This window comes from Methyloversatilis sp. NSM2 (assembly GCF_038066675.1).
In the GTDB taxonomy this organism is placed as follows: Bacteria; Pseudomonadota; Gammaproteobacteria; order Burkholderiales; family Rhodocyclaceae; genus Methyloversatilis; species Methyloversatilis discipulorum_A.
Genome location: NZ_JBBUKV010000008.1, coordinates 30,268 through 52,424, shown reverse-complemented (window position 1 = coordinate 52,424; position 22,157 = coordinate 30,268). Strand labels below are relative to the sequence as shown.

At 68.3% G+C, this 22,157-nt stretch carries 22 protein-coding genes; 10 read left to right on the top strand and 12 right to left on the bottom strand.

The genetic code is table 11. From position 1 onward, the window contains the following. Window positions 1-27 precede the first annotated feature (27 nt). The 3 genes from WJU27_RS15605 to WJU27_RS15595 are packed head-to-tail and all read right to left on the bottom strand — an operon-like array spanning window position 28 to window position 2,920. Window positions 28-1,194: a CaiB/BaiF CoA transferase family protein gene (locus tag WJU27_RS15605; protein ID WP_341422663.1), complete on the bottom strand. Its 1,167-nt coding sequence runs from the start codon at window positions 1,192-1,194 to the stop codon at window positions 28-30. After that, complete coding sequence (locus WJU27_RS15600; protein WP_341422662.1) at window positions 1,191-1,991, bottom strand: citryl-CoA lyase; 801 nt, start codon at window positions 1,989-1,991, stop codon at window positions 1,191-1,193. Before WJU27_RS15600 ends, WJU27_RS15605 begins: the two co-directional genes overlap by 4 nt. Window positions 1,992-2,032: 41 nt before the next feature. Then, window positions 2,033-2,920 carry a dioxygenase family protein gene (locus WJU27_RS15595; RefSeq protein ID WP_341422661.1) on the bottom strand — a complete coding sequence of 296 codons (888 nt, stop codon included), beginning with the start codon at window positions 2,918-2,920 and terminating at the stop codon, window positions 2,033-2,035. A gap of 155 nt (window positions 2,921-3,075) precedes the next feature. Here WJU27_RS15595 and WJU27_RS15590 point away from each other — a divergent pair, with 155 nt between their 5' ends. Further along, a complete protein-coding gene (locus tag WJU27_RS15590) occupies window positions 3,076-3,987 on the top strand; it encodes a LysR substrate-binding domain-containing protein (protein ID WP_019915790.1) in 912 nt (303 codons plus the stop codon). Between the two features lie 6 nt (window positions 3,988-3,993). Here the strand turns inward: WJU27_RS15590 and WJU27_RS15585 are convergent, their stop codons facing one another. From WJU27_RS15585 to WJU27_RS15565, 5 genes are all read right to left on the bottom strand, one after another. Then, window positions 3,994-5,280 carry a sensor domain-containing protein gene (locus WJU27_RS15585; protein ID WP_341422660.1) on the bottom strand — a complete coding sequence of 429 codons (1,287 nt, stop codon included), beginning with the start codon at window positions 5,278-5,280 and terminating at the stop codon, window positions 3,994-3,996. Window positions 5,281-5,404: 124 nt separating this feature from the next. Then, window positions 5,405-5,743, bottom strand: coding sequence for a zinc ribbon domain-containing protein YjdM (locus tag WJU27_RS15580; RefSeq protein ID WP_020163005.1), 339 nt, complete (start codon window positions 5,741-5,743; stop codon window positions 5,405-5,407). A 107-nt stretch (window positions 5,744-5,850) separates the two neighbouring features. Then, window positions 5,851-6,810, bottom strand: a complete 960-nt coding sequence (locus WJU27_RS15575; protein WP_020163006.1) for a YcjF family protein — start codon at window positions 6,808-6,810, stop codon at window positions 5,851-5,853. Between the two features lie 85 nt (window positions 6,811-6,895). After that, complete coding sequence (locus WJU27_RS15570) at window positions 6,896-9,535, bottom strand: AAA family ATPase (protein WP_341422659.1); 2,640 nt, start codon at window positions 9,533-9,535, stop codon at window positions 6,896-6,898. After that, window positions 9,532-10,653 carry a metallophosphoesterase family protein gene (locus WJU27_RS15565; protein WP_341422658.1) on the bottom strand — a complete coding sequence of 374 codons (1,122 nt, stop codon included), beginning with the start codon at window positions 10,651-10,653 and terminating at the stop codon, window positions 9,532-9,534. Before WJU27_RS15565 ends, WJU27_RS15570 begins: the two co-directional genes overlap by 4 nt. Before the next feature lie 229 nt (window positions 10,654-10,882). Here WJU27_RS15565 and dksA point away from each other — a divergent pair, with 229 nt between their 5' ends. Continuing rightward, entirely contained in the window at window positions 10,883-11,311 is a 429-nt protein-coding gene (dksA, locus tag WJU27_RS15560; protein ID WP_019915780.1) for an RNA polymerase-binding protein DksA, read from the top strand. 15 nt (window positions 11,312-11,326) lie between these two features. Here the strand turns inward: dksA and infA are convergent, their stop codons facing one another. Then, the gene (gene infA, locus WJU27_RS15555) at window positions 11,327-11,587 is read right to left on the bottom strand and encodes a translation initiation factor IF-1 (protein WP_020163009.1); all 261 of its coding nucleotides are present in this window, start codon (window positions 11,585-11,587) and stop codon (window positions 11,327-11,329) included. A gap of 272 nt (window positions 11,588-11,859) precedes the next feature. Here infA and WJU27_RS15550 point away from each other — a divergent pair, with 272 nt between their 5' ends. Then, window positions 11,860-12,609, top strand: coding sequence for a serine protease (locus WJU27_RS15550; protein WP_341422657.1), 750 nt, complete (start codon window positions 11,860-11,862; stop codon window positions 12,607-12,609). A gap of 78 nt (window positions 12,610-12,687) precedes the next feature. Further along, window positions 12,688-13,899 carry a hypothetical protein gene (locus WJU27_RS15545; protein ID WP_341422656.1) on the top strand — a complete coding sequence of 404 codons (1,212 nt, stop codon included), beginning with the start codon at window positions 12,688-12,690 and terminating at the stop codon, window positions 13,897-13,899. Window positions 13,900-14,112: 213 nt separating this feature from the next. On the opposite strand, the gene mog is transcribed toward WJU27_RS15545, so the two are convergent. Further along, window positions 14,113-14,712, bottom strand: coding sequence for a molybdopterin adenylyltransferase (gene mog, locus WJU27_RS15540; RefSeq protein WP_341422655.1), 600 nt, complete (start codon window positions 14,710-14,712; stop codon window positions 14,113-14,115). Continuing rightward, window positions 14,705-15,283, bottom strand: a complete 579-nt coding sequence (gene yjgA, locus WJU27_RS15535) for a ribosome biogenesis factor YjgA (protein WP_341422654.1) — start codon at window positions 15,281-15,283, stop codon at window positions 14,705-14,707. Before yjgA ends, mog begins: the two co-directional genes overlap by 8 nt. Window positions 15,284-15,355: 72 nt before the next feature. Here yjgA and pmbA point away from each other — a divergent pair, with 72 nt between their 5' ends. Next, window positions 15,356-16,696, top strand: a complete 1,341-nt coding sequence (pmbA, locus tag WJU27_RS15530) for a metalloprotease PmbA (protein WP_341422653.1) — start codon at window positions 15,356-15,358, stop codon at window positions 16,694-16,696. Beyond that, entirely contained in the window at window positions 16,697-17,776 is a 1,080-nt protein-coding gene (locus WJU27_RS15525) for a TRAP transporter substrate-binding protein (protein WP_341422652.1), read from the top strand. Between the two features lie 76 nt (window positions 17,777-17,852). Here WJU27_RS15525 and metK read toward each other — a convergent pair whose 3' ends face one another. Beyond that, entirely contained in the window at window positions 17,853-19,016 is a 1,164-nt protein-coding gene (gene metK, locus WJU27_RS15520) for a methionine adenosyltransferase (RefSeq protein ID WP_341422651.1), read from the bottom strand. A gap of 169 nt (window positions 19,017-19,185) precedes the next feature. Here metK and WJU27_RS15515 point away from each other — a divergent pair, with 169 nt between their 5' ends. Genes WJU27_RS15515 through WJU27_RS15500 form a run of 4 tightly spaced genes read left to right on the top strand, consistent with a single transcriptional unit; the run spans window position 19,186 to window position 21,983 of the window. Continuing rightward, window positions 19,186-20,061 carry a lysophospholipid acyltransferase family protein gene (locus WJU27_RS15515; RefSeq protein WP_341422650.1) on the top strand — a complete coding sequence of 292 codons (876 nt, stop codon included), beginning with the start codon at window positions 19,186-19,188 and terminating at the stop codon, window positions 20,059-20,061. Window positions 20,062-20,066: 5 nt separating this feature from the next. Next, window positions 20,067-20,495 carry a CoA-binding protein gene (locus tag WJU27_RS15510; RefSeq protein ID WP_341422649.1) on the top strand — a complete coding sequence of 143 codons (429 nt, stop codon included), beginning with the start codon at window positions 20,067-20,069 and terminating at the stop codon, window positions 20,493-20,495. Beyond that, window positions 20,492-21,325: a diaminopimelate epimerase gene (gene dapF, locus WJU27_RS15505; RefSeq protein WP_341422648.1), complete on the top strand. Its 834-nt coding sequence runs from the start codon at window positions 20,492-20,494 to the stop codon at window positions 21,323-21,325. Before WJU27_RS15510 ends, dapF begins: the two co-directional genes overlap by 4 nt. Before the next feature lie 7 nt (window positions 21,326-21,332). Next, window positions 21,333-21,983, top strand: a complete 651-nt coding sequence (locus WJU27_RS15500) for a DUF484 family protein (RefSeq protein WP_020163020.1) — start codon at window positions 21,333-21,335, stop codon at window positions 21,981-21,983. Window positions 21,984-22,157: the final 174 nt, after the last annotated feature.

The following is a 22,157-nucleotide window of genomic DNA, read 5'->3' as shown; positions in this document are numbered from 1 at the left end:
GGCCTTGCGTCGTGTGTCTGCCTTCCTTCAGTCGCTGCCCTTGTGCGACGGGCCGTCGTCGTTCTGCTGCAAGCTCTTGCGGATGTCGTCGGCGTGCTCGTCGAGCAGCGGCGGCGGCTGCACGTCGAAGGCGCGCCGGCCGTCGAAGGACACCGGGAAGCGGATGGTCCGGAACGGGCCCATCTGCGGATGGCGCGCGCTGACCTCGAGTTCGAGATGGCGCACCTGCGGGTCGGTCAGCACTTCGTCCGTGTCGTACATCGGCGCGTGCGGCACGTCGCGTTCGGCCAGCCGTATGCACCAGGCGGCACGCGTGTCGGTCGCGAAGATGTCGCGCATCAGCGCGATCAGTTCTTCGTAGTGATCGATGCGCGCCTCGCGCGAGCAGAAGCGCGGGTCGCTGAAGATGTCCGGCCGGCCCATGGCGTCGGCCAGTCCCTGCCAGAACTTTTCCGGCGAAGACATGTGCAGCGCCAGCCACTTGCCGTCGCTGCAGCGCATGACGTAGGACTGGGAGACGCTGGGGCGGCTGAACGGTCCCATCACCTCGCCTTCCGACAGCAGGTGGGTAAAGGCATCGAGATTGAAGTGGCACATCGCCTCCAGCATCGACACCTCGACCGTGCGGCCGACGCCGGTGCGTGCGCGCTCGTACAGCGCGCCGAGGATGCCGAAGGCCGCGTAGTAGCCGGTCATCGCGTCGGCGACGGCTGGCCCCACGACGCGCGGATCCGCCGGGTTCACCAGCAGCTTCAGATATCCGCTCGCAGCCTGTGCGACCGTGTCGTAACTCGGCCGTTGTGCAGCCGGGCCGGTCTGCCCGAAGCCACTGATGGCGCAATAGATCAGTCGCGGGTTCAGCGCACGCAATCGCGCCTCGCCCGCCCCGAGGCGTTCCGCCGCGCCCGGACGGAAGTTCTGGATGTAGACGTCGGCGCTGCGTATCAGGTCGTCGAATACCGCCAGGTCGTCGGCGTTCTTCGGATTCAGCGCGATGCTGCGCTTGTTGCGGTTGTAGGTCTGGAAGTGCGGGCTGTAGAGGCCACCTTTGAAGGCGCGGAAGGGGTCCCCCGATTCCGGCTGCTCGACCTTGATCACGTCCGCGCCCAGATCGCCAAGAATCATCCCGGCTGCCGGGCCGGTGATGAAGGTGCCCTGTTCGATCACACGCACGCCGTCGAGCACGCCGCTCATTCCGCTGCTCCGTCGCGTGCCGGTTCGCCGTCGTACTGCGCTTCGCGTGTCGCCTGGTAGGACAGCGCGAAGCCGATGGAACGCTGCAGCTCTTCTGTCAGGTGGGCGATCAGGCCAGCGGTGCGCGCCAGTATCGGTACGCCCTTCAGCGCTTCCAGCGGAAAGCCCACGCCCAGCAGCAGCGCCGGAATGGCGGCCGACACATTGAGCTTGAGGTCCTTGCCGATGACGTCGGGAATCGCCCGTTCGACCGCTTCGGCAATCGCCACGTAGCGCAGGTCGATGGCCTGCTCGCGCGCCACCGCGAACAGTGCATCGACGCGCGGGTCGCGCGCCTTGTGCTGCGGATGTCCGTAACCCGGAATGGCCTTCTTCGCGGCGCGCCAGGCCTGCACCACCTCGCGTGCCGCGGCGTCGATGTCGCCACTGGCGGCGCGCTGTTCGACTTCGTGGAACAGCCGGCCGGCTGTTTCCGACGCGCCGAGGATGACCGAGCCGCAACCCAGAATGCCGGCCGCCACCGCACCCTGCAGCGCGTCGGGCGCCGCGGCCAGCGTCATGCGGCTGGCCTGCACGCTGGGCACCAGCCCATGTTCGGCGATGGCGACCAGCGTCGCGTCAATGATGGCGGTCGCTGCCGGTGTGGCGCGGCGACCGGTCACCAGCAGATGGAAATACTCGGTGAAACCGATGCGACCGATCAGGTCCGCGCACAGATCGGCACCGCGCACGGTGATGGAGTGCTCGTCCGAGGTCGAGATCGCCGTTCTCGGAATCACTTCCTTGCCTATCTTCATTGTTCTGTCCTCGTGAGGCCGCACCGAAGTGCGGCGTACGCCTATCGCGCGAACGGGGCGAGGCGGAAGTCGTAGTGGGCCGACCAGTAGGGCCGGTCGAGCAGGCGGCCGTCCGGTGCTTCGCCCGGCCCGTGCGCGTCGAAATCGACGATCAGGCTGTCGCGCACACCAAACACGGCGTCGGAATCGAGATAGAGGCTGTCGGCGACGAAGAGATGGGTGGTCACCGGCACGAAGCCGGTCGCCGACACCTTCATGTGGATGTGGCCAGGGCGGTTCGGATGGCTGCCCATGCGTTCGAGCATGCGGCCGACCGGGCCGTCCGTCGGTACCGGGTAGTGACCCGGACGGATGGACCAGAACCAGTAGCGGCCCTGGTCGTCGGTGCGGAAGCGGCCGCGCGCCGGCATGCCGCGCCGTCCTCCAGCCGCCATGTCGCACACCCCTTCGCCGTCGCCGGACCAGGCGTCGAGCAGTGCACCGGCGACCGGATTGCCCTCGGTATCTGTGACGCGGCCGGCGTAGAAGGTCGGCTCGCCCGGAACACCCTCGCCGATGTCGGCGCCCAGGGGGCGATCGGGTGCGCCGTCCAGATAGTAGGGGCCCTGCACCGTCGCTTCGGTCGCCTCCGTCGCGCCCTGGCCACTGCCGAGGGCGCGTGCCTGCTGCAGTGCCACCACGAGCATGGACGCGCCGAGGGTGTCCGACAGCAGAATGAACTCCTGACGCTGCGCGTCGCACGTCCGTCCGGTCTCGGTCAGGAATTCGATGCCGGCCATCCATTCGTCGGGCGTAAGGTCGACCTCGCGCATGAAGGCGTGCAGGTGCGCCACCAGCGCGCTCATCACTGCCTTGAAGCGCGGGTCGCTGCAGCTGTCCAGTCGGGCCAGCACGGCCTGTGTCAGGTCCGCGCCCACGGGGTGGGTCATCTCTTCTCCTCCGGTTCCTGTGCGTCATCCGCCTCGATTGCGGGTCGGTGACGCTTTGTTGAGTGGAGGATAGAGAGCGCTTACAAGATGTAGAAATGATGAATTTTCATCGTTACCATCTATGGCATCGATAGTTGAGTCTGAGGTACCCGAGCATGGAGCTGAGACATCTGCGCTACTTTGTCACCCTCGCCGAATGCCTCAACTTCACCCGGGCGGCCGAGCGGGTTCATGTCACGCAATCGACGCTGTCTCACCAGATCCGCCAGCTGGAGGAGGAACTGGACAAGACGCTGTTCGAGCGCGTCGGCAAGAAGGTGCTGCTCACCGACGCCGGCGAACTGTTCCTCGAATACGCCAGCCAGGCGCTGGGTGCGGTCGACCAGGGCATCGGCGCGCTGAAGGAAGCGTCGGGTGACCTTGCCGGCGAGGTGAGAGTGGGCGCGACGCACACCTTCAACCTCGGTTTCATACCGGAGTGCGTCGCCATCTTCCTGACCCGTCATCCGACCGCGCGCGTCATCGTCGAGGAACTGTCGGCCGACGACATCAGTGCCAAGGTGAAGTCGGGCGAGCTGGACCTCGGCATTGCCTACCGGCCCGCAGCGCCGGACGATCTGTGGTTCGAGCCGCTGTACAATGAGGAAATGGTGCTGGTGGTGGCCGACGACCACCCGCTGGCCAACCGCAAGAAGGTACGGTTGGTCGAACTGCACCGTCAGCAGCTGGTGCTGCTGCCCAAGGAATTCGCTACCCGCGTCATGCTCGACGAGTGCTTCCGCGCCTGTGGCGCCGAACCTCAGGTGGTGGCGGAGATGAACACGATCGCTCCGATGCTGGGACTGGTGGCGCGCACGCAGATCGGCTCGGTCGTCGCGGCGAACGCGGTGACGCCGCAGTCAGGGCTGAAGCGTGTGCTGCTGGAAAGTCCGACACCGATCCGCACGCCGGGCATCCTGTGGAAGCGCGGCAGCCGGCAGCAGGCAAGCCAGATGCGCTCCTTCTCGTCCATCGTGCGCAAGCTGGCGCTGAGCCGCAGCCTGAAACCGCAGCTGACCGCGCGCTGAGTGCGCTCAGCGCCGCCGCTTGGCCGCGTACATCGCGGCGTCGGCGATCAGCAGCAGATCCTTCGCGCTGTCGCCGTTCTCCGGCCAGCGGGCGATGCCGATGCTGGCGCCAACCGTGAGTTCGTGGCCGTCCATCGTCACCGGACTGGCCAGCACGTCGCGGATCTTGTCGGCCACCGTTTCGGCGTCCTCCATGCGGCGCACGTCGGCCAGCAGCACGACGAATTCGTCGCCGCCGATGCGCGCCACCGTGTCGGCGTCGCGCACGCACTGGCGCAGGCGCTGCGCCACGTCGTGCAGCAGCACGTCGCCGGCGGCGTGACCCAGCGTGTCGTTCACTTCCTTGAAGCGGTCGAGGTCGAGATAGAGCAGGGCGAGCCGACCCTTGGCGCGCCGCGCGGCGGCGATTGCCGTTTCGATGCGGTCGTGCAGCAGTGCGCGGTTCGGCAGGCCGGTCAGACCGTCGTACTGCGCCATGCGGCGCAGCCGCGTCTGCAGTTGCATGCGTTCCAGTGCGGTGGCGATCTGGGTGGCGACGAAGTTGAGCAGTTCGCGATCGCGTTCGGTGAACACCGGCGCGCCGGGGGCGCGCTTCAACGCCAGCGCGCCGAGGCAGCCGTCGGCCGACACCAGCGGTGCGCCGAGCCAGGTTTCGCCGCGTTCGCCGGCCATCAGTCGGGTTTCGCCGCGCGCCACCACGTCGGCACAGAAATCGATGCAGCGCGACGGCAGGCCATCGACCGGATCGCCGTGCGCGTCGGCCGCGTAGGCGATGTTGAGCGCGCCGTCGATCTCGTTGCGCACACCCACCATCATGCGCTCGGCCGGCAGCAGGTCGGCGACGATGCGATGCGCGCGCGCCAGCAGATCGAACAGGTCGGTCGCCACGTGCGCGGCCTCGGACATCGCGTACATCGCCGCCTGCATGTCGCCGGCGCGCCGGCGCGCGGTGATGTCGTGCGCGATCGCCACGCGCAGCCGCTCGCTTTCCGACCAGCGCGCCGACCACAGGATGTGCACGATGGCGCCGTCCTTGCGCACGTAGCGGTTCTCGAAGCTGAGCTTGGGTTCGCCCGACATGATTTCGGCCGCCGCACGCAGCGTGCGCTCGCGGTCCTCAGGCAGCACCAGGTCGATCATGCGGCGCCCGATCACCTCGTCACAGCTGTAGCCGAAGATGCGTTCGAAGGCGGCGCTGACGAATACGAAGTGCCCGAACTCGTCCACGACGCAGACGGCGTCGAGCAGGAGGTCAATTACGGCTTCGAGTGGGGCGGTGCGTCTTCTGTCCATGACCGGGAAAGTACCGCGGGTGGGCGATGCGGCGAGCAATTTTCGGTCAATTTGCGCAAACGGCGAAATTTCTGAAGAAACAGCCCGTCTCCCGTCCGCATGCGGCCGCCTCCTTCACGCCTTTTCAGACCTTCTTCACGAACTCCGACTTCAGCTGCATCGCGCCGAAGCCGTCGATGCGGCAGTCGATGTCGTGGTCGCCTTCGACCAGGCGGATGGACTTCACCTTGGTGCCCACCTTCAGCACCGACGACGAGCCCTTCACCTTCAGGTCCTTGATCAGCGTGACGCTGTCGCCGTCGGTCAGCACGTTGCCGTAGGCGTCCTTCACGACGCGCGCCTGATCGGCGGCTTCGGCGGCCTGCTGCGGCCACTCGTGCGCGCATTCCGGACAGACGTACATGCTGCCGTCCTCGTAGGTGTATTCGGAACTGCACTGCGGACATTTCGGAAGTGAACTCACGGCCTACCCATTCATGATCGGTTTCTCGCCCGCGGACCGCGGGGGCCGCCATTGTGCACTGCCGCTGCGTCAGGCCCGTTGCGCCAGCGCAAACCGACCGGTCACGCTCAGCCGCCGCGCACCATCGCCATGATCTGCCCGGCGTCCAGGCCGGATGCGCGCTGGCGCATCTGCGGCAGGTAGTCCGCCTGCAGCTTCTTCGCCGGTTCAAGCATCTGCTGGAAGCCTTGTTGCAGCGCCGCTGCGCTCATCTGCCGGCCGCCGGCGTAATAGCGTTTGGCGATGTGACCGAGCGCGTAGGTGCTGGCGAACGAGAAGGCCATGCCGGTGGCGGCGCGGCCGAGACCGCCGACCGTCTTGCCGGCCATCTTGCCAAGCAGGCCGCCGAGCAGCTTGCGGCCGAACTGTTCGAGGTATTGCGAGGTGAGGCCGACGCCGACCGTGGCGAGGAATTCCTTGATGTGGCCCTGGTCGAGTTCGTAGCCGTGCGCGCGGCCGATGCGATAGACCATCTTGATCTGCAGCGGAATGATGGCGACCGATGCCCAGGTCTGCGGCAGCAGTTCAAGCGCGCCATTCAGGATGGCGTAGTTCAGGATGGTCTTGTCGAGTTCGGCGTCTGATGGCGCCGGCTGCGCGGCCGCGACAGATGCGGTGACGGCTGCGGGTGCGGTGACCGCGGCAGGTGCGTACTCGTCGAGATTGGCCAGCGCGTCCGCCTTGCTTTCGGCGTCGGCCACCTGGGCGTCGCCGTCGAGGCAGAGCTGGCGCTTCAGGTCGGCGAGGAAGGCGCGTTCGGTGTCGCACTGGCGACCGTCGGCGTCGCAGATGCACAGTGCCATTTCGTAGGCGAACTGGCGCTGGCCGAGATCGCCCAGCGCCGAGGTCGCGTCGCGCAGCGTGACGCGCTTGAGCAGCACGTCCTGGTAGAGGCGCGGCAGGTCGGGCGCCTGCGCGCCGAGCGATTCGGCAAAGCGGCGCACGTGTTCGCGCTCGCGGTCGTCCTTGACGCCGTCGGCGAAGGCGGCGAACAGGGCAATGGTGAGCAGGGCGTTGTCGGGATTCATCGGCACTCCGTCGGTTGGCGGCAATGCTGCTCCGATCCGGCGCCGCGCATGCAGTTCCGCCGTCTGCCCGTGAGGCAAACCCCGCTTACAAAGCGGTCTCCAGTGTGCGCACCGGCACGCCCATGTCGCGCCACTTGTCCGGATGACAGGTGAACAGCAATACCTGGTGGCGCCGCGCGGCATCGAACAGCACGCGCTTCATGCGCTCCAGGCGTGCGTCGTCGCTGTGCACCAGCGCGTCGTCGAGGATGATGAGCGTCGGCTTGCCGGCCGCCTTCAGCAGATCGGCATAGGCGAGGCGGGCGATCACGCCCATCTGTTCGCGCGCGCCGAAGCTCAGTTCGTCGACCTCGCCGCTTTCGCTGCCGGCGGCGCTGTCGCGCGTCAGCGGGCCGGGGCTCAGGCTGTCGTCGAGGGCGATGCGCGCACCCGGGAAGAGCAGACCGAGATAGTGGTTCAGATGTGCCTGCAGCGGCGCCTGCAGCCGCTGCGTCAGCGCGTGCCGCTTGTCGCGCAACTTGCGCAGCAGCAGGTCGAGTGCGCGGGCACGGCGCGCCAGCTGGCCGGCGCGGCGCTCGGCGGCAGCGTGGTCGCGCGCCAGCGCGGCGCGGCGTTCGTCCAGGCCCTGCGCGCCGGCCGCCTGCAGTTCGACTTCGAGCACGGTGAGCGCGTCGCGCCGCTGCGCGAAGCTGCGCTCGATCTGCTCGGCGCTGCGCGTGTAGCGCTCGACGTCCTGCGCCAGCGCCTGCGGGCGGGCGGCGTCGAGCTGGCGCGCGAGTTCGTCGATGCGCAGCGCGGCCGCTTCCTGCTGCGCCAGTGCGTCGGTCAGCGCGACGCGGGTGTCGGCCAGTTGTTGCGCGCGCGCCGGGTCGTCGAGCCGGGCGCGGGCTGCGGTCAGCTCGCGTTGCGCGGCTTCCAGCGCTGCCTGCGCCGCCGTGCAGCCATTGCGTGCGTCGGCCAGGCGACGCGTTGCCTCGGCCAGCGCGCGGCGCGCGGTGTCTTCGGCCGCCTCGGCTTCGGCGACCGGCGGCAGCGCGTCGTCGCCTTCGTCCGCCTGCGCCGTCAGTCGCTGCCTCAGTTCGGCCGCACGGCCGGCGAGCGCGGCGCCTTCGGCGCGCAGCGCATCGACGCCCTGTGGCGCCAGCGCCTTCAGCGTCGCCTGCGCCGCCTTCAGGTCGGACAGCTTGTGCGCGTGCTGCTGCTGGCGCGCCTCGGCGGCGTCGAGCGAGGCGAGGCCGAGCCGGGCCAGCGCACTGGCGTGGCGGTCCTGCAGTTCGGCCGCTTCGCGCGCCAGCGCGGCGAGGTCGCCGCCGCCCGGTTCGATGCGCAGCCGGCCGTAGCCGGGCAGCGTCAGCGTGGTGGCGTCGAGCAGCAGGCGCTCGCCGTCGCCGCTGAGCACGGCGTCGCCGATGCGCAGTTCGCGCCCGGCGTCGAGTGCGAAGCGCAGCCGGGTGGCGATCGCCGTGCGCCGGATGTCCAGTTCGCGCAGCTGCCGCGCCTGATCGCGCAGTGCGTTCAGATCGCCGGCCCTGATTTCGAGGGCCGCCACTTCGGCCTGCAGGGCAAGCTGGCGCGCCTGTTCGGCTTCGGCCTGCGCCAGCGTGGCGGCCAGTGCTTCGCCCTTGTGGCGGAGTTCGTCCAGATCGCGCACCAGCGCGCGCCGGTTGTCGCGTGCGCGCGTCAGCGCCAGCGTACGGCGGGCCGCGTCGTGTTGCGTCTGCGCATCGCGTTCGCGCTGCTGCCAGGGCGTGGCGAGCGCGAGTGCGTCGTCGAGCGCGCGCTGCGCGGTTGTCACCGCCTCGGCACGCGACTGTGCGTCGCTCGCCTCGGTCGCCCAGCGATCGAGCTGCTGACGCAACAGATCGGCGCGTTCCTGCAGTGATTGCGCCGAGCGCTTCTCGACGTGCAGACGTTCCTGCAGCGACTGCGCTTCGCGCAGTGCGGTTGCTGCTGCGGCAGCCCGCGCGCGCAGGTCCTCCCATGGCCGCTGTGCGGCGTCGGCGTCGTGCTCGCGGCGCAGTTGTGCCAGCCGGTCCACCTTCTGGCGGAAGGCGAGCAGATCGTCGTCTACTTTCGCCAGCGCTTCGCGCAGCGACTGCTCTGCCTGCAGCGCTTCGGCATAGGCGCCGCGCGGACGATCGGACGACGGCGTCAGCAACTCGTTGCGCAGCCGCTCCACCTCGTTCGTCACGTCGTCGCCGTCGCCACCGGCGATTTCGCCGAGCGAGGCGTTCAGCGCGGTGCGCAGGTGATCGGTGGCGTGCGTGACGGCGGCGCGGATGTCCTGCGCGCTGCCCTGTTCCATCCACAGCAGGCCGGGAATGCCCCAGTGCTCGGCCTTGCTCGACCCTTTGGCGGCGAAGGCGAAGCCGAGCTGTTCGGCGATGAAGTCCTCGGCTTCGGCGCCGTCGTAGGTTCGCGTGCCGAACTGCAGCGTGCAGCGCTTCTTGCCGAGGAAGCGCTTGCTCAGGCGGCAGGGCGTGCCGTTGAGTTCGAAATCCAGTTCGACTTCGGGCGCAGCACTGGCATCGCCCCAGGGACGGAGATGCTCGACCGTGCCGGAGCGGTGGCGCTCGAAGAAGGCGGCGCGCAGCGCGGCGACCAGCGTGCTCTTGCCGGCTTCGTTGGGGCCGACGAACAGATTGAGGCCGGGGTCGAGGTCGCGCAGTTCGAAGGGCTGGCGGAAGCGACGGAACTGGTCAACGCGCAGGCGGCTGATCTTCATCGCACCACTCCCGCGCGGCGCGCGTCGAGCAGGCCGGCCAGCAGCACCAGCGCGTCGCGCGCGGTGTCGCCGTCGGCGCCGTCCTGCGCGGCGCGCAGATCGGCAATCACCTCGCCCAGATAGCCTTCGGCGGCCAGTTGTTCGAGGTCGTCGGCGGTCGGTTCGATGCGCACGCGGTCGAGCTCGGCCAGCACGGCGCGCGCGCGGCCGCGCGCCTGCGTGATCGCGTCGCGGATGCGCTTCAGGCCGTCGAGGTCGGTGCGGCCATCGATGTCGAGCTGCAGCACGTCATCCGCTGCGAGCGCGCCGAGCAGCGCACACAGCGCATCGACGTCGCTCGCCACCTGCAGCGTCGCGGTGTCGCTGCGCCAGCGGTAGCGGCCGGTATCCACCGGCGTTACCCGTGGCACCTCGCCCGGCGCGTCGATGTCGACGATGAGTGCGCGGCCGGAATCGTTGTTGCGGAAGCGGTCGGTTTCTGGCGTGCCGCTGTACCAGCAGCGCGGATCGACCTGACGGCAGCCGTGCCAGTCGCCGAGCGCGAGATAGTCCAGCCTTGCCTGGGCGGCGCGGTCAGCGGCAATCGGGTTGGCGGAATCGATGCCTTCGGCGAGCAGGCCCTGCACCGCCCCGTGCGCGATGCCGATGCGGAACGCGCCGGTCGGCGTGTCGGCGGCGGCAAACCAGTCGGTCAGGTCGTTGTAGGTGTGGCGCTGGGTCAGCGGCGCCGGCAGCACGACGGCGTTCAGCCCGTCGAACTGCAACGGCTCGGCGCGCAGGCACAGGTGCACGTTGTCGGGCACCGCGTTGAGCCGCTGCGCGCGCGTCCACACCGATTCGCTGAGTGCGGCGTCGTGATTGCCCGGAATCATGACCCACGGGCCGGCATGCGCGCGCGTCGCGTTGAACAGCCGCAGCACCGTCTTGTCGGCGATGCCCTGGGCGTCGAACACGTCGCCGGCGACCAGCACCAGATCGACGCGCTGCTCGGTCGCCAGTGCGGCCAGCCGCTCGACCGCGGCGATGCGGGCTTCGGCCAGCAGTGCCGCCTCGTCGGCGTCGAATTGTCCGTACTGTCGGCCGATCTGCCAGTCGGCGGTGTGGAGAAGTCTGAGCACAGGTGTGGGCGGGGCATCGCGGGGCGCATACCTTGCGTCGGCGACGCCGGACCTGTCAATCGCTGCCGGGCGCGGGCGGGCAGTATTCGCCGGCTGCGGGAAAAGTTGTGCGCACCGCCGTCATCCGGGACGTGTATCTTTAGCGCACCGGATCGCCGATTCCTGCGGCGGCCGGCGGGCACGCACCGTTGCGTGCGCCCATCCACCGCTCACCCGGAAGGCCCGTACCATGAGCGCTACCCTCCTTGCCGAGGCGGACGCCGAAGCCCGCCTGCTCGCATCCCCACCGTCGGAGTACATGTCGCCGGAGCAACTCGCCTTCTTCCGGCAGCGATTGCTCGCCGAGCGCGATGCGCTGCTGCAGTCGGCGCATGAAACGACGCAGCACCTGCACGAATTCGAGCGCACGCCCGACCCGTCGGACCGCGCGTCGCTGGAGGAGGATCATTCGCTGGAACTGCGCGTGCGCGATCGCGAACGCAAGCACCTGCACACGATAGACGAGGCGCTGGCGCGCATCGACGACGGCAGTTACGGCTGGTGCGAATTTACCGGCGAGCCGATAGGGCTCGCCCGGCTGCTGGCGCGGCCGACCGCAACGATGTCGGTCGAAGCGCAGGAACTGCACGAAAAGCGCCGCAAGATGCGCGGACGCTGACCGCGCAGCAGGGACTCAATGCGTGCGGCGTACCGGTGCGGACGCGGCACCGCGGCCTTCGATGTGACGGAAAGTGATGCGTCCCTTGCTGAAGTCGTAGGGCGACATTTCCAACGACACCTTGTCGCCGGCGATGATGCGGATGTGGTGCTTGCGCATCTTGCCGCAGGTGTAGGCGACCACCATGTGGCCGTTCTCCAGCGTGACGCGGTAGCGCGAATCGGGCAGGACTTCCGTCACTACGCCGTTCATGTCGATCAGTTCTTCCTTGGCCATTGCGGCTCTCCCGGGGTGGGCGTGAAAAGTGGACGCCGGGCCGCAGGCGCGCGGGCCGTGGAACGTCAGCAGGACTGACTGCGGGATCGCTTTGGGATGCGACTGGATTCGGGTCGCCGACGACGGGGTCTGCGCGAGAAGGAAACCGGAAAACTGCAGTGACGACGCGGCCGGAATCGGTGAAAACCATGCGGCGCCGGCCGACACTATGCACCGAAAACGGCCTTTCTGTCGGTATATCTGCTGAAGGCGATCACAATGAGGACCGTTTCATGCCGCCGAACCCGATGATAGAACCCATCCTGCTCGCCGCCGCGCGCATCTGCACCTTCGACGGCGCACGCGCGCTCACCAACGCCAGCGGCTTCTTCTTCGAACGCGACGGGCGGCTCTATCTGGTTACCAGCCGCCACGTGCTGGTCGATCAGCCAAGCCGTCACTTTCCCGACCGCATCGAAATCGAACTGCACACCGACGCCGCCAACATGGCGCGCTCGACCGGCTTCTCGATCCCGCTCTATCGCAACGGCAAGAGCCTGTGGCGCCAGGGTGCCGACCGTGCCGGCGCCATCGACGTCGCGCTGATCGAACTGGATCGCGCCGCGCTGCCGCCGACCGCCGTCTGGCGCGCCTTCACGCCGGCTCACCTGTCGGCTGATCTCGACCGCATCGAAGTCGGCAGTTCGCTGTTGGTGGTCGGTTTCCCGCTCGGCTTCCACGACACGCTGCACCACATGCCGGTGGTACGTCAGGCCGGCATCGCCTCGTCCTTCGGTCTGCGCTTCCAGGGCGAAGGCTATTTCCTGACCGACGCCCGCACCCACCGCGGCATCAGCGGCGCTCCGGTCGTGATGCGCGTGCCCGACGATCCCGCCACGCTGGGCGACCTGCCGTGGATGCTGCTCGGCGTGCACTCCGCACGGCTCGACGTCGGTACGCGCGACCTCAAGATGGACGAGGCGCTGGGGCTGAACTGCGCCTGGTATGCGGACATCCTGATGACGCTGACCCAGTCCGCCTGAGGGCATCGGCGGGAACACTGGACGGGCACGCGCCTCTCAGCTTCGTGGCCGCCGGCTGGCGGCGTCGTGCATATATATATGGCATTCCGTGAACTTTCCCGGGCGCTGACCCTGCTCGCGTTCGTCGCACTGCTGTGCCTGCCGCTGCCCAGCCGCGCCGCCGACCCCGCCTGGCAGGGTGCGGCCTTCGAGGGCGACCGCGTGGCGCTGCAGAAGCTGGCCGATGCCGGCGCGCGCGTGGTGCGCGTCTATCGCGAGAGCGACGCCTGGGTGCTGGATGCGGCGCAGACGATGGGCATGAAGGTGGTGATGGGGCTGTGGCTCGGCCATCCGCGCCATGGCTTCAACTACCGCGACGCTCGGCTCGTCGCCGCGCAGGACGCGCGGATCGCGGATTTCGTGCGGCGCTACCGCGAGCACCCGGCGCTGCTCGCCTGGGCGATCGGCAACGAGATCGAGACCGGCGTCGGCGATCCGCGACCGCTGTGGAACGAAGTTAACCGCGTCGCCGCGCTGGTGAAGGCGCTCGACGCGAAGCACCCGACCGTCATGGTGGTTGCCGACAACAGCGACGCGTGGCTCGCGCCGCTTGCCGGCTGCTGCCCCCACGTCGATATGCTGGGGCTGAACCTGTATGGCGGTTCCATCTTCGAACTGCCGGCCCGACTGCAGCGGCTGGGCATCGCGAAGCCGGTGCTGGTGACCGAACTGGGTCCGCTCGGTCAGTGGCAGGCCGGGCGCAAACCCTGGGGCGCGCCGGTGGAGCTGACCAGCACGCAGAAGGCGGATTTCTTCCGTGACGCGCTGGCCTTCGTCGCCAGGCAGCCGCAGATCGTCGCCGCCTTCCCCTTCCTGTGGGGCGAGAAGCAGGAACAGACCGCGACCTGGCACAGTCTGCTCGACGTCGGCAGGCCGACCGCGATGACCGACGCGTTGTCGGCAGCGTGGGGCCGCCCGCCGGCTGACGCAGCGCCGCGCATCGCCGGCATCGGTATCGCGGCCGATGAGTTTCCGGCCGGAGGGGAGGTGTCGGCGGGCGTCGATGCGCAGTCGTCCGATGGTTCGGCATTGAAGACCGAATGGACGGTGTGGGCCGAAGCCACCGATCTGCGCCTCGGCGGTGACGAGGAGGTCGTGCCGCCCCACATCCCGGTGCGCCTGCTGCATGCCGACGCGCGCAGCGTGCGCTTCGTCGCCCCGGCCGTGCCGGGCGCCTACCGGCTGTTCATCACGGTGACGGACCGGACCGGCAAGGTAGCGACCGCCAATCTGCCGTTTCTGGTGCGGTAAGGTCCAGTTTTGGCGGAGGACTGGCCGTGGAATTCTTTGGAATGGGCCCTCTGATCCCAACATCGACCTGAGCCCAAGGCCAGGCTTCTGTGGGAGGGGTCTTCTGACCCCGACAGCGGCCCGGATCGAAGCCGGCGGAGCGCAGCGGCCGTGTCGCGGCCAAGGGCGCTCCCACAAGGGGGCGCGACTCGCGGCCGCGGCGGCCCGGCTGACTCAGGTCTTCGCGGCGCGGATTGCCGATTTCGGGCGGAAGGCCTTCACCACGCTGTCGTCGGTTTCGATGTAGGGCCCGCCGATCAGGTCGATGCAGTAGGGCACGGCGGCGAAGATGCCGGGAACGAGCTGGCTGCCGTCGGCGTCCTTGACGCCTTCCAGCGTTTCCTTGATCGACTTGGGCTGGCCCGGCAGGTTGAGGATGAGCGTCTTGCCACGGATTACGCCGGTCTGGCGCGACAGGATGGCGGTCGGCACGAAGCGCAGGCTGATCTGGCGCATCTGTTCGCCGAAGCCGGGCATCACCCGGTGCGCCACCGCGACGGTGGCGTCTGGCGTCACATCGCGCGGCGCGGGGCCGGTGCCGCCGGTGGTCAGCACCAGATCGCAGCCGGCGCTGTCGCACAGCTCGATCAGCGTCGCCTCGATCTGCGGCTGTTCGTCCGGGATCAGCCGCGTTTCGAACATGACCGGGTTCTTCAGCGCGGCCGACAGCCAGTCTTTCAGCGCCGGGATGCCCCGGTCCTGGTAGACGCCGCTCGATGCGCGGTCGGAGACGGAAACCAGGCCGACCGTCAGCAGATCCTGTGTGTCACTCATCGTCGTTCTCGTCCTGTTCGGGTTCGATGTCGTCTTCGCCGCTCTGCGCGTTGTCGAGCTGGCGCAGCACGCGGAAGATTTCGCGGAAGGCGCGCGGGGGCTTGTTCAGTTCGCGTTCGCGCAGCACGTTGCGACGCAGCGTGCGCAGATGCGTGAGGTCGGCGCCCGGCCACTGGGCGGCGATGTCGCCCAGTACCTGTTCGTCGGCGATCAGCCGCTCGCGCATGCGTTCCAGCATCTGTTCGCGCGCAACGGCGCGGGCGGACCGGCCGTGGATGGCGTCCAGCGCCTCCAGCAGCGGCGCCGTGTCGACGCCGCGCATCACCTTGCCGACGTACTGTATCTGCCGACGCAGGCCTTCGTGGCTGCGCGTGCGCTGGGCCTCGGTAATCGCGATGCGCAGGTTTTCCGGCATGTCGATGCGCTTGATCTGTTCGGCCGACAGCGCGACCAGCTGCGTACCGATGTCCTGCAGCACATGGGCGTCGCGCTTCCGCTGGCTCTTGCTGGGACGGTCCGGCAGATCCTGATCGTCGGGGTTTTCGGTGGTGGAAATCGATTTGGGGCGCATTGGGATACAGAGGACGGGGCAGAGCGTGGCAAGCGGCTATTATTGCAGCCTTTGCCCGACCACGAATCCGCCATGTCCCGACAGGGTTTCAGCTATACCGACGCCAGCATGCGCGACATCGCGCAACAGCTCATCGATCATGCCCGCGCCGGTGGCGCGACTGCCGCCGAAGTCGACGTGTCCGAAGGCTTCGGCCAGTCGGTCACCGTGCGCCGCGGCGAGGTCGAAACCATCGAGTACAACCGCGACAAGGGCATAGGCGTCACCGTCTATGTCGGCCAGCGCCGCGGCTATGCCAGTTCGAGCGACTTTTCGCTGGACGCGATGCGCGCCACCGTCGATGCGGCGCTGTCGATCGCCCGCTTCACCGCCGAGGACGACGCGGCCGGCCTGCCGGACAAGTCGCTGCTGGCCACCGAATTCCGCGACCTCGACCTGTTCCACCCGTGGGAACTGCCGGTCGAGCAGGCGATCGATCTGGCCCGCCGCTGCGAGGACGCCGCCTTCGGCGTGTCGCCCGACATCCGCAATTCGGAAGGCGCCTCGGTGTCGGCCCAGCAGTCGCAGTTCATTTCCGCCAACAGCCTGGGTTTCATGGCCGGTTACGCCAGCACGCGGCAATACATCAGCTGCTCGGTCATCGCTGGCGAAGGTGACGGCATGCAGCGCGAGGACTGGTACGCCAGCCGCCGCAATGCGCACGACCTGCCGGCGCCGGAGGCGATCGGCGATTACGCCGCGCGCCGTGCGCTGTCGCGTCTGGGTGCCCGTCGCGTCAAGACGACGCGAGTGCCGGTGCTGTTCGAGGCGCCGCTGGCCATCGGCCTGCTCGGTCATTTCGTGCAGGCGACCAGCGGCGGCGCGCTGTACCGCAAGTCCTCCTTCCTGCTCGACAGCCTGGGCAAGCAGATCTTCCCGAAGCACATCAACATTTCCGAGCGGCCGCACCTGCCGGGTGCGATGGGCTCCGGCATGTTCGACGACGATGGCGTCGCCACGCGCGACCGCGAGGTGGTGCAGGGCGGCGTGCTGAACGGCTATTTCCTGAGCACCTATTCGGCGCGCAAGCTGGGCATGGAAACCACCGGCAACGCCGGCGGCTCGCACAACCTCATCCTGCAGTCGGGCAAGAAGAGCCTGGAAGAGCTGATCCGCGGCATCAAGCGCGGTCTGCTGGTGACCGAACTGCTGGGCCACGGCGTCAATTACGTGACCGGCGACTATTCGCGTGGTGCTGCCGGCTACTGGATCGAGAACGGCGAAATCGCCTACCCGGTGCAGGAAATCACCATCGCCGGCAATCTGCGTGACATGTTCATGGGCATACAGGAGGTCGGCGCCGACGCGCTGGTGCGCGGCTCGAAGCAGAGCGGCTCGGTGCTGATCGACCGCATGCGCATCGCGGGTGCCTGAGTGACCGACCGGCGCAGCTTCCTGAAAGCGGCGCCGTTTGCCGCTCTGGCCGGCGCACCGGCGGTCGTCGGCGCCCAGCCGGCCCTTCGCTGGCGGCTGGCGTCCAGCTTCCCGAAGGCGCTCGATGCGCTGTATGCCGCCGCCGAACAGGTGGCGCAGCAGGTCAGTGCCGCCACCGGCGGCCGCTTCCAGATCCAGGTGTTCGCCGCCAACGAACTGGTGCCGCCCTTCGGCGTGCTCGACGCGGTGCGCGAAGGCACGGTCGAATGCGGCCACTCGGCGTCCTACTACTACATCGGCAAGGACCCCACCTTCGCCTTCGACTGCGCCATGCCCTTCGGCCTGAACAGCCGGCAGCAGGCGGCCTGGCTGGTCGATGGCGGCGGCATGGCGCTGATGCGCGAGTTGTTCGCCGGCTACAACATCGTCAATTTCCCCTGCGGCAACACCGGTGCGCAGATGGGCGGCTGGTTCCGCCGCGAGATCCGCAGCGTGGCCGACCTCAAGGGCCTGAAGATGCGCATCGGCGGCTACGCGGGCCAGGTGGTGTCGCGGCTGGGCGTGGTGCCGCAGCAGATTCCGGGTGCGGACGTCTATCCGGCACTGGAAAAAGGGGCGATCGATGCCGCCGAGTGGGTCGGTCCGTACGACGACCTCAAGCTCGGCTTCTACAAGGTCGCGCCCTACTACTACTACCCGGGCTGGGCCGAAGCCGGCCCGCAGCTGACGATCTACGTCAATCGGCAGGCGTACGAGGCCTTGCCGGCCGAGTACCGGCAGATCCTCGAATCCGCCTGCGCGGCGGCGCACGTCGGCATGCAGGCGCGCTACGACGCGCGCAACCCGGCGGCGATGAAGAAGCTGATCGAAGGCGGTGCCCAGTTGCGCATGTTCTCGCGTGACATCCTGCTCGCGCTGCAGAAGGAGGCGTTCGCCCTCTATCGCGAAACGGCGAGCGTCAATCCGAACTTTCGCAAGGTGTTCGAACCGTGGAACCGCTTCCGCTCGGAACAGCACCTGTGGACGCGCATCGCCGAGAATTCGGTGGATGCGTTCGCGGGGCGGCATCCGGTCGAGTGAGCGTCGCCAGTCACGCGGCCAAATGACAAAGGCCGCAATGCGGCCCTTGTCGTTGTGCGACGCGCAGACTGACCGGTTATAGGCCCGCGTCGGCCCGCAGCGCGGCAGCCTTGTCGATCGCTTCCCAGCTGAATTCCGGCTCGTCGCGGCCGAAGTGGCCGTAGGCGGCGGTCTTCTGGTAGATGGGGCGCAGCAGGTCGAGCATCTGCACGATGCCCTTCGGCCGCAGGTCGAAGTGGCGCTTCACCAGTTCGGTCAGCTTCTCGTTCGAAACCTTGCCGGTGCCGAAGGTTTCGACCATGACCGAGGTCGGCTGGGCGACGCCGATGGCGTAGCTCACCTGCACCTGGCACTTCGACGCGAGGCCGGCGGCGACGATGTTCTTCGCCACGTAACGGCCGGCGTAGGCGGCCGAGCGGTCGACCTTGGACGGATCCTTGCCGGAGAAGGCGCCACCGCCGTGCGGTGCGGCACCGCCGTAGGTGTCGACGATGATCTTGCGACCGGTCAGGCCGCAGTCGCCCTGCGGGCCGCCGATGACGAAGCGGCCGGTCGGGTTCACCAGATACTTGATTTCGCCCCTCACCAGTTCCGGCGGCAGCACCGGCTTGATGATGTCCTCGATCACCGCTTCGCGGATCGCTTCGAGCGACATGTCCGGTGCGTGCTGGGTGGACAGCACCACGGTGTCGATGCGCTCCGGCTTGCCGTCGACGTAGCGGATGGTGACCTGGCTCTTGGCGTCCGGGCGCAGCCAGGGCAGGCGGCCGTCCTTGCGCAGGTGAGCCTGGCGTTCGACCAGACGGTGCGACAGGTGCAGCGCCAGCGGCATCAGCACCGGCGTCTCGTCGCAGGCGTAGCCGAACATCAGGCCCTGGTCGCCGGCGCCCTGGTTCAGGTAGTCGTCGCTGGCGCGGTCCACGCCCTGGGCGATGTCCGGGCTCTGCTTGTCGTAGGCCACCAGCACGGCGCAGCCCTTGTAGTCGATGCCGTACTCGGTGTTGTCGTAGCCGATGCGCTTGATGGTGTCCCGCGCGACGTGGATGTAGTCGACGTTGGCGGTGGTGGTGATTTCACCGGCCAGCACGACGAGGCCGGTATTGCACAGCGTTTCGGCGGCGACACGGGCGGTCGGGTCCTGCGCCAGGATGGCGTCGAGGATGGCGTCGGAAATCTGGTCGGACACCTTGTCCGGGTGGCCTTCGGACACCGACTCCGAAGTGAAGAAATACTCTGACATGCACCTGCTCCTTGTAACTTCCCTGTTGCGGTTCGTCGAACCAGCCCCGGGAAGCGAGCAGGCGACGCTTTAGCAGTATTTTTAATCCGCCCTGCAAGTTGTCTCGTTTAACTCGGCGGAAACAGTAGTCTACCGCGTCCTGTCGTTTTCGCGAATCCAGCTTTTTTCCATGTCAGACCTCGCGAGCCGGGTGGCCATGGGGGCCTTCCGGCTGCTTTCCCACCTTCCGCTGCGCACGCTGCAGGCGATCGGCGCCATCGCCGGCCGTCTGATCCACGCGCGCTCCGCCCGCTTCCAGCGCGAGTTCGACCGCAATCTGACGTCGGCGATACCCGGCGCCGACGCCGCGCTGATCCGCGAGGCGGCCGCCCATTCCGGGCGCGCCATGCTCGAACTGCCGTGGATCTGGATGCGGCCGCGCCCCGCCGTAGTGGCCGGCGTGGTCGGGGTCAGCGGCTGGGAACACGTCGAGCGGCTGCACGCCAGCGGCCGCGGTGTAGTGCTGCTGACGCCGCACATGGGCGCTTTCGAGATCGCCGCCCGGCTGATCGGTTCGCGCATCCCGATCACCGTGCTCTACCGCGCACCGCGCCAGGACTGGCTGCGCCCGCTGATGGAGCAGGGGCGCGACGGCGACGGTGTGTCGCTGGCGGCAGCCGACGGCACCGGCGTGCGCCGGCTGCTGCGCACCATCAAGGACGGCGGTCTGGTCGGCATCCTGCCGGACCAGGTGCCGGCCAACGGCGAAGGCATGTGGGCCGACTTCTTCGGCCGCCCCGCCTACACGATGACGCTGGCCGCCCGGCTCACGGCGATGGCGGCCGGCACGGTGATGGTGTTCGCCGAGCGGCTGCCGGCCGGGCGCGGTTTCCACCTGCATTTCATCGAGCCTGAAGTGCCGGTCGAAGGCGATACCGCGCAGCGGGTCGAGGCGATCAACCGCAATGTCGAAGCGCTGGTGCGCCGGTATCCGGCGCAGTACATCTGGGGCTACAAGCGCTACAAGTGCCCGCGGGGTGTGCAGCGGCCCGCCCCTGTAGAATGACGGCCATGTTTACGAATCCTGCGCCGCAGGCCATCGCAGACCTGTTGCGCCGCGTGCGCACGGTTGCCGTGGTCGGCCTGTCGCCGAACGAATCCCGCCCCAGTCATCGCGTCGCCCGCGGCATGCAGCGCTTCGGCTGGCGCATCGTGCCGGTGCGCCCGGCGGTCGCCGAAGTGCTGGGTGAGAAGGCTTACGCCTCGCTGGCCGACATTCCGGAAGAACTGCGCCGGCAGATCGATCTGGTCGATCTGTTCATCGCCGCCGACCGCGTCGGTACTTTCGTCGACCAGGCGATCGCGCTCGGCCTGCCCGCCGTGTGGCTGCAGGACGGTGTGATCGACGAGGCGGCGGCGCTGCGCGCGCAGGCGGCCGGTCTGACCGTCGTGATGGACCGCTGCGTCTGGCGCGACTACAGCTCGATGGTGACTGAATGAAGCTCCGTTTTTCCAAGATGCACGGGCTGGGCAACGATTTCGTCGTGATCGACGCGATCCGCCAGCGGGTCGATCTGACGCCCGATCAGGTGCGCTTCCTGGCTGACCGCCATTTCGGCGTCGGCTGTGACCAGCTGCTGGTGGTCGAGCGCGCGCAGCAGCCGGGCGTCGATTTCCGCTACCGCATCTTCAATGCCGACGGCGGCGAGGTCGAACAGTGCGGCAATGGCGCGCGCTGCTTCGTGCGCTTCGTGCGCGAGCAGGGCCTGACCGACAAGCGGGAAATCCGCGTCGAAACGAAGAGTGGCGTGATCACGCTGACCGCCGCCGACGACATCAACGTGACGGTGAACATGGGCGTTCCGGTATTCGAGCCGGCGCTCATTCCGTTCCAGTCCGCTTCCGACGCCTTCGTGCAGCCGCTCGACGTGGCCGGCAGCGCGGTGCCGATCACCGCCGTGTCGATGGGCAACCCGCACGCGGTGCAGGTGGTGGCCGACGTCGACCGTGCGCCGGTTGGCCAGCAGGGCCCGCTGATCGAATCGCACCCGCGTTTTCCGGCGCGCGTGAACGCCGGCTTCATGCAGGTGGTCGACGCCCACCACATCCGGCTGCGCGTGTACGAGCGCGGCGCCGGCGAAACGCTGGCCTGCGGCACCGGCGCCTGCGCCGCCGTGGTGGCCGGCATCGTCCGCAATCTGCTGGAGAGCCCGGTGCGCGTGAGCACGCGCGGCGGCGAACTGAACATCGCCTGGGCCGGCGAGGGCCAGCCGGTCCTGATGACCGGCCCCGCCGTCACCGTATTCGAAGCCGAAATCCATCTGGAGTAGTACCCCCATGAAAGCCGACGACGTCGCGCGTTACCTGCAGGACCATCCGCAGTTCTTCGAGGACTATCACGACCTGCTCGCCCATCTGTACGTGCCGCACCCGCATGGCGGTCGCGCGATCTCGATCACCGAGCGGCAGATCCTGACGCTGCGCGAGAAGGCCAAGCTGCTGGAGCTGAAACTGGCCGAGCTGCTGCGTTTCGGCGAGGACAACGACGTCATTTCGACGCGCGTGCATGCGCTGTCCATCGCATTGATGACGGCCGGCAGCTTCGATGCGGTGATGACCGCGCTGCGCGAACAGCTGTCCGAGGGCTTTTCGGTGCCGCACACCGCGCTGCGCCTGTGGAACAGCGTGCTTACCCGCGACGGCGACGTATTCGAGCCGGTCGAGGAGCGCATCCGCGTGTTCGCCAACGAGGCGCGCCAGCCCTACTGCGGCCCGGTGAACGACCTCGGCGTCGTCGCCTGGTTCGGCGAGTCGGCCCCGGCCGTGCAGTCGATGGCGCTGGTGCCGCTGCGCCGCGAATCGCGCGTGGTCGGTCTGCTGGCGCTGGGCGCCAACGACGCAGCGCGTTTCGTGCCGGACATGGGCACGCTCTACCTGGAACGCATCGGCGAACTGCTCGGTGCCGCGCTGATCCGCGAGCTGGGCTGAGAGTGTTGGCCCCCACGCTCACTTTGTTCGCTCAGGAGGGTCGGCTTTGCACAGCCGACCGGTTGCGCGGGCGGCGAGCAGTGCTCGCCGAAACCCCCGCTACACCCTTCGGATGGCGCGTTGGCTTCTATGCCCCGACTGTTCGTGCAGGTCGCCGCTGCACAGCCGGCCTGT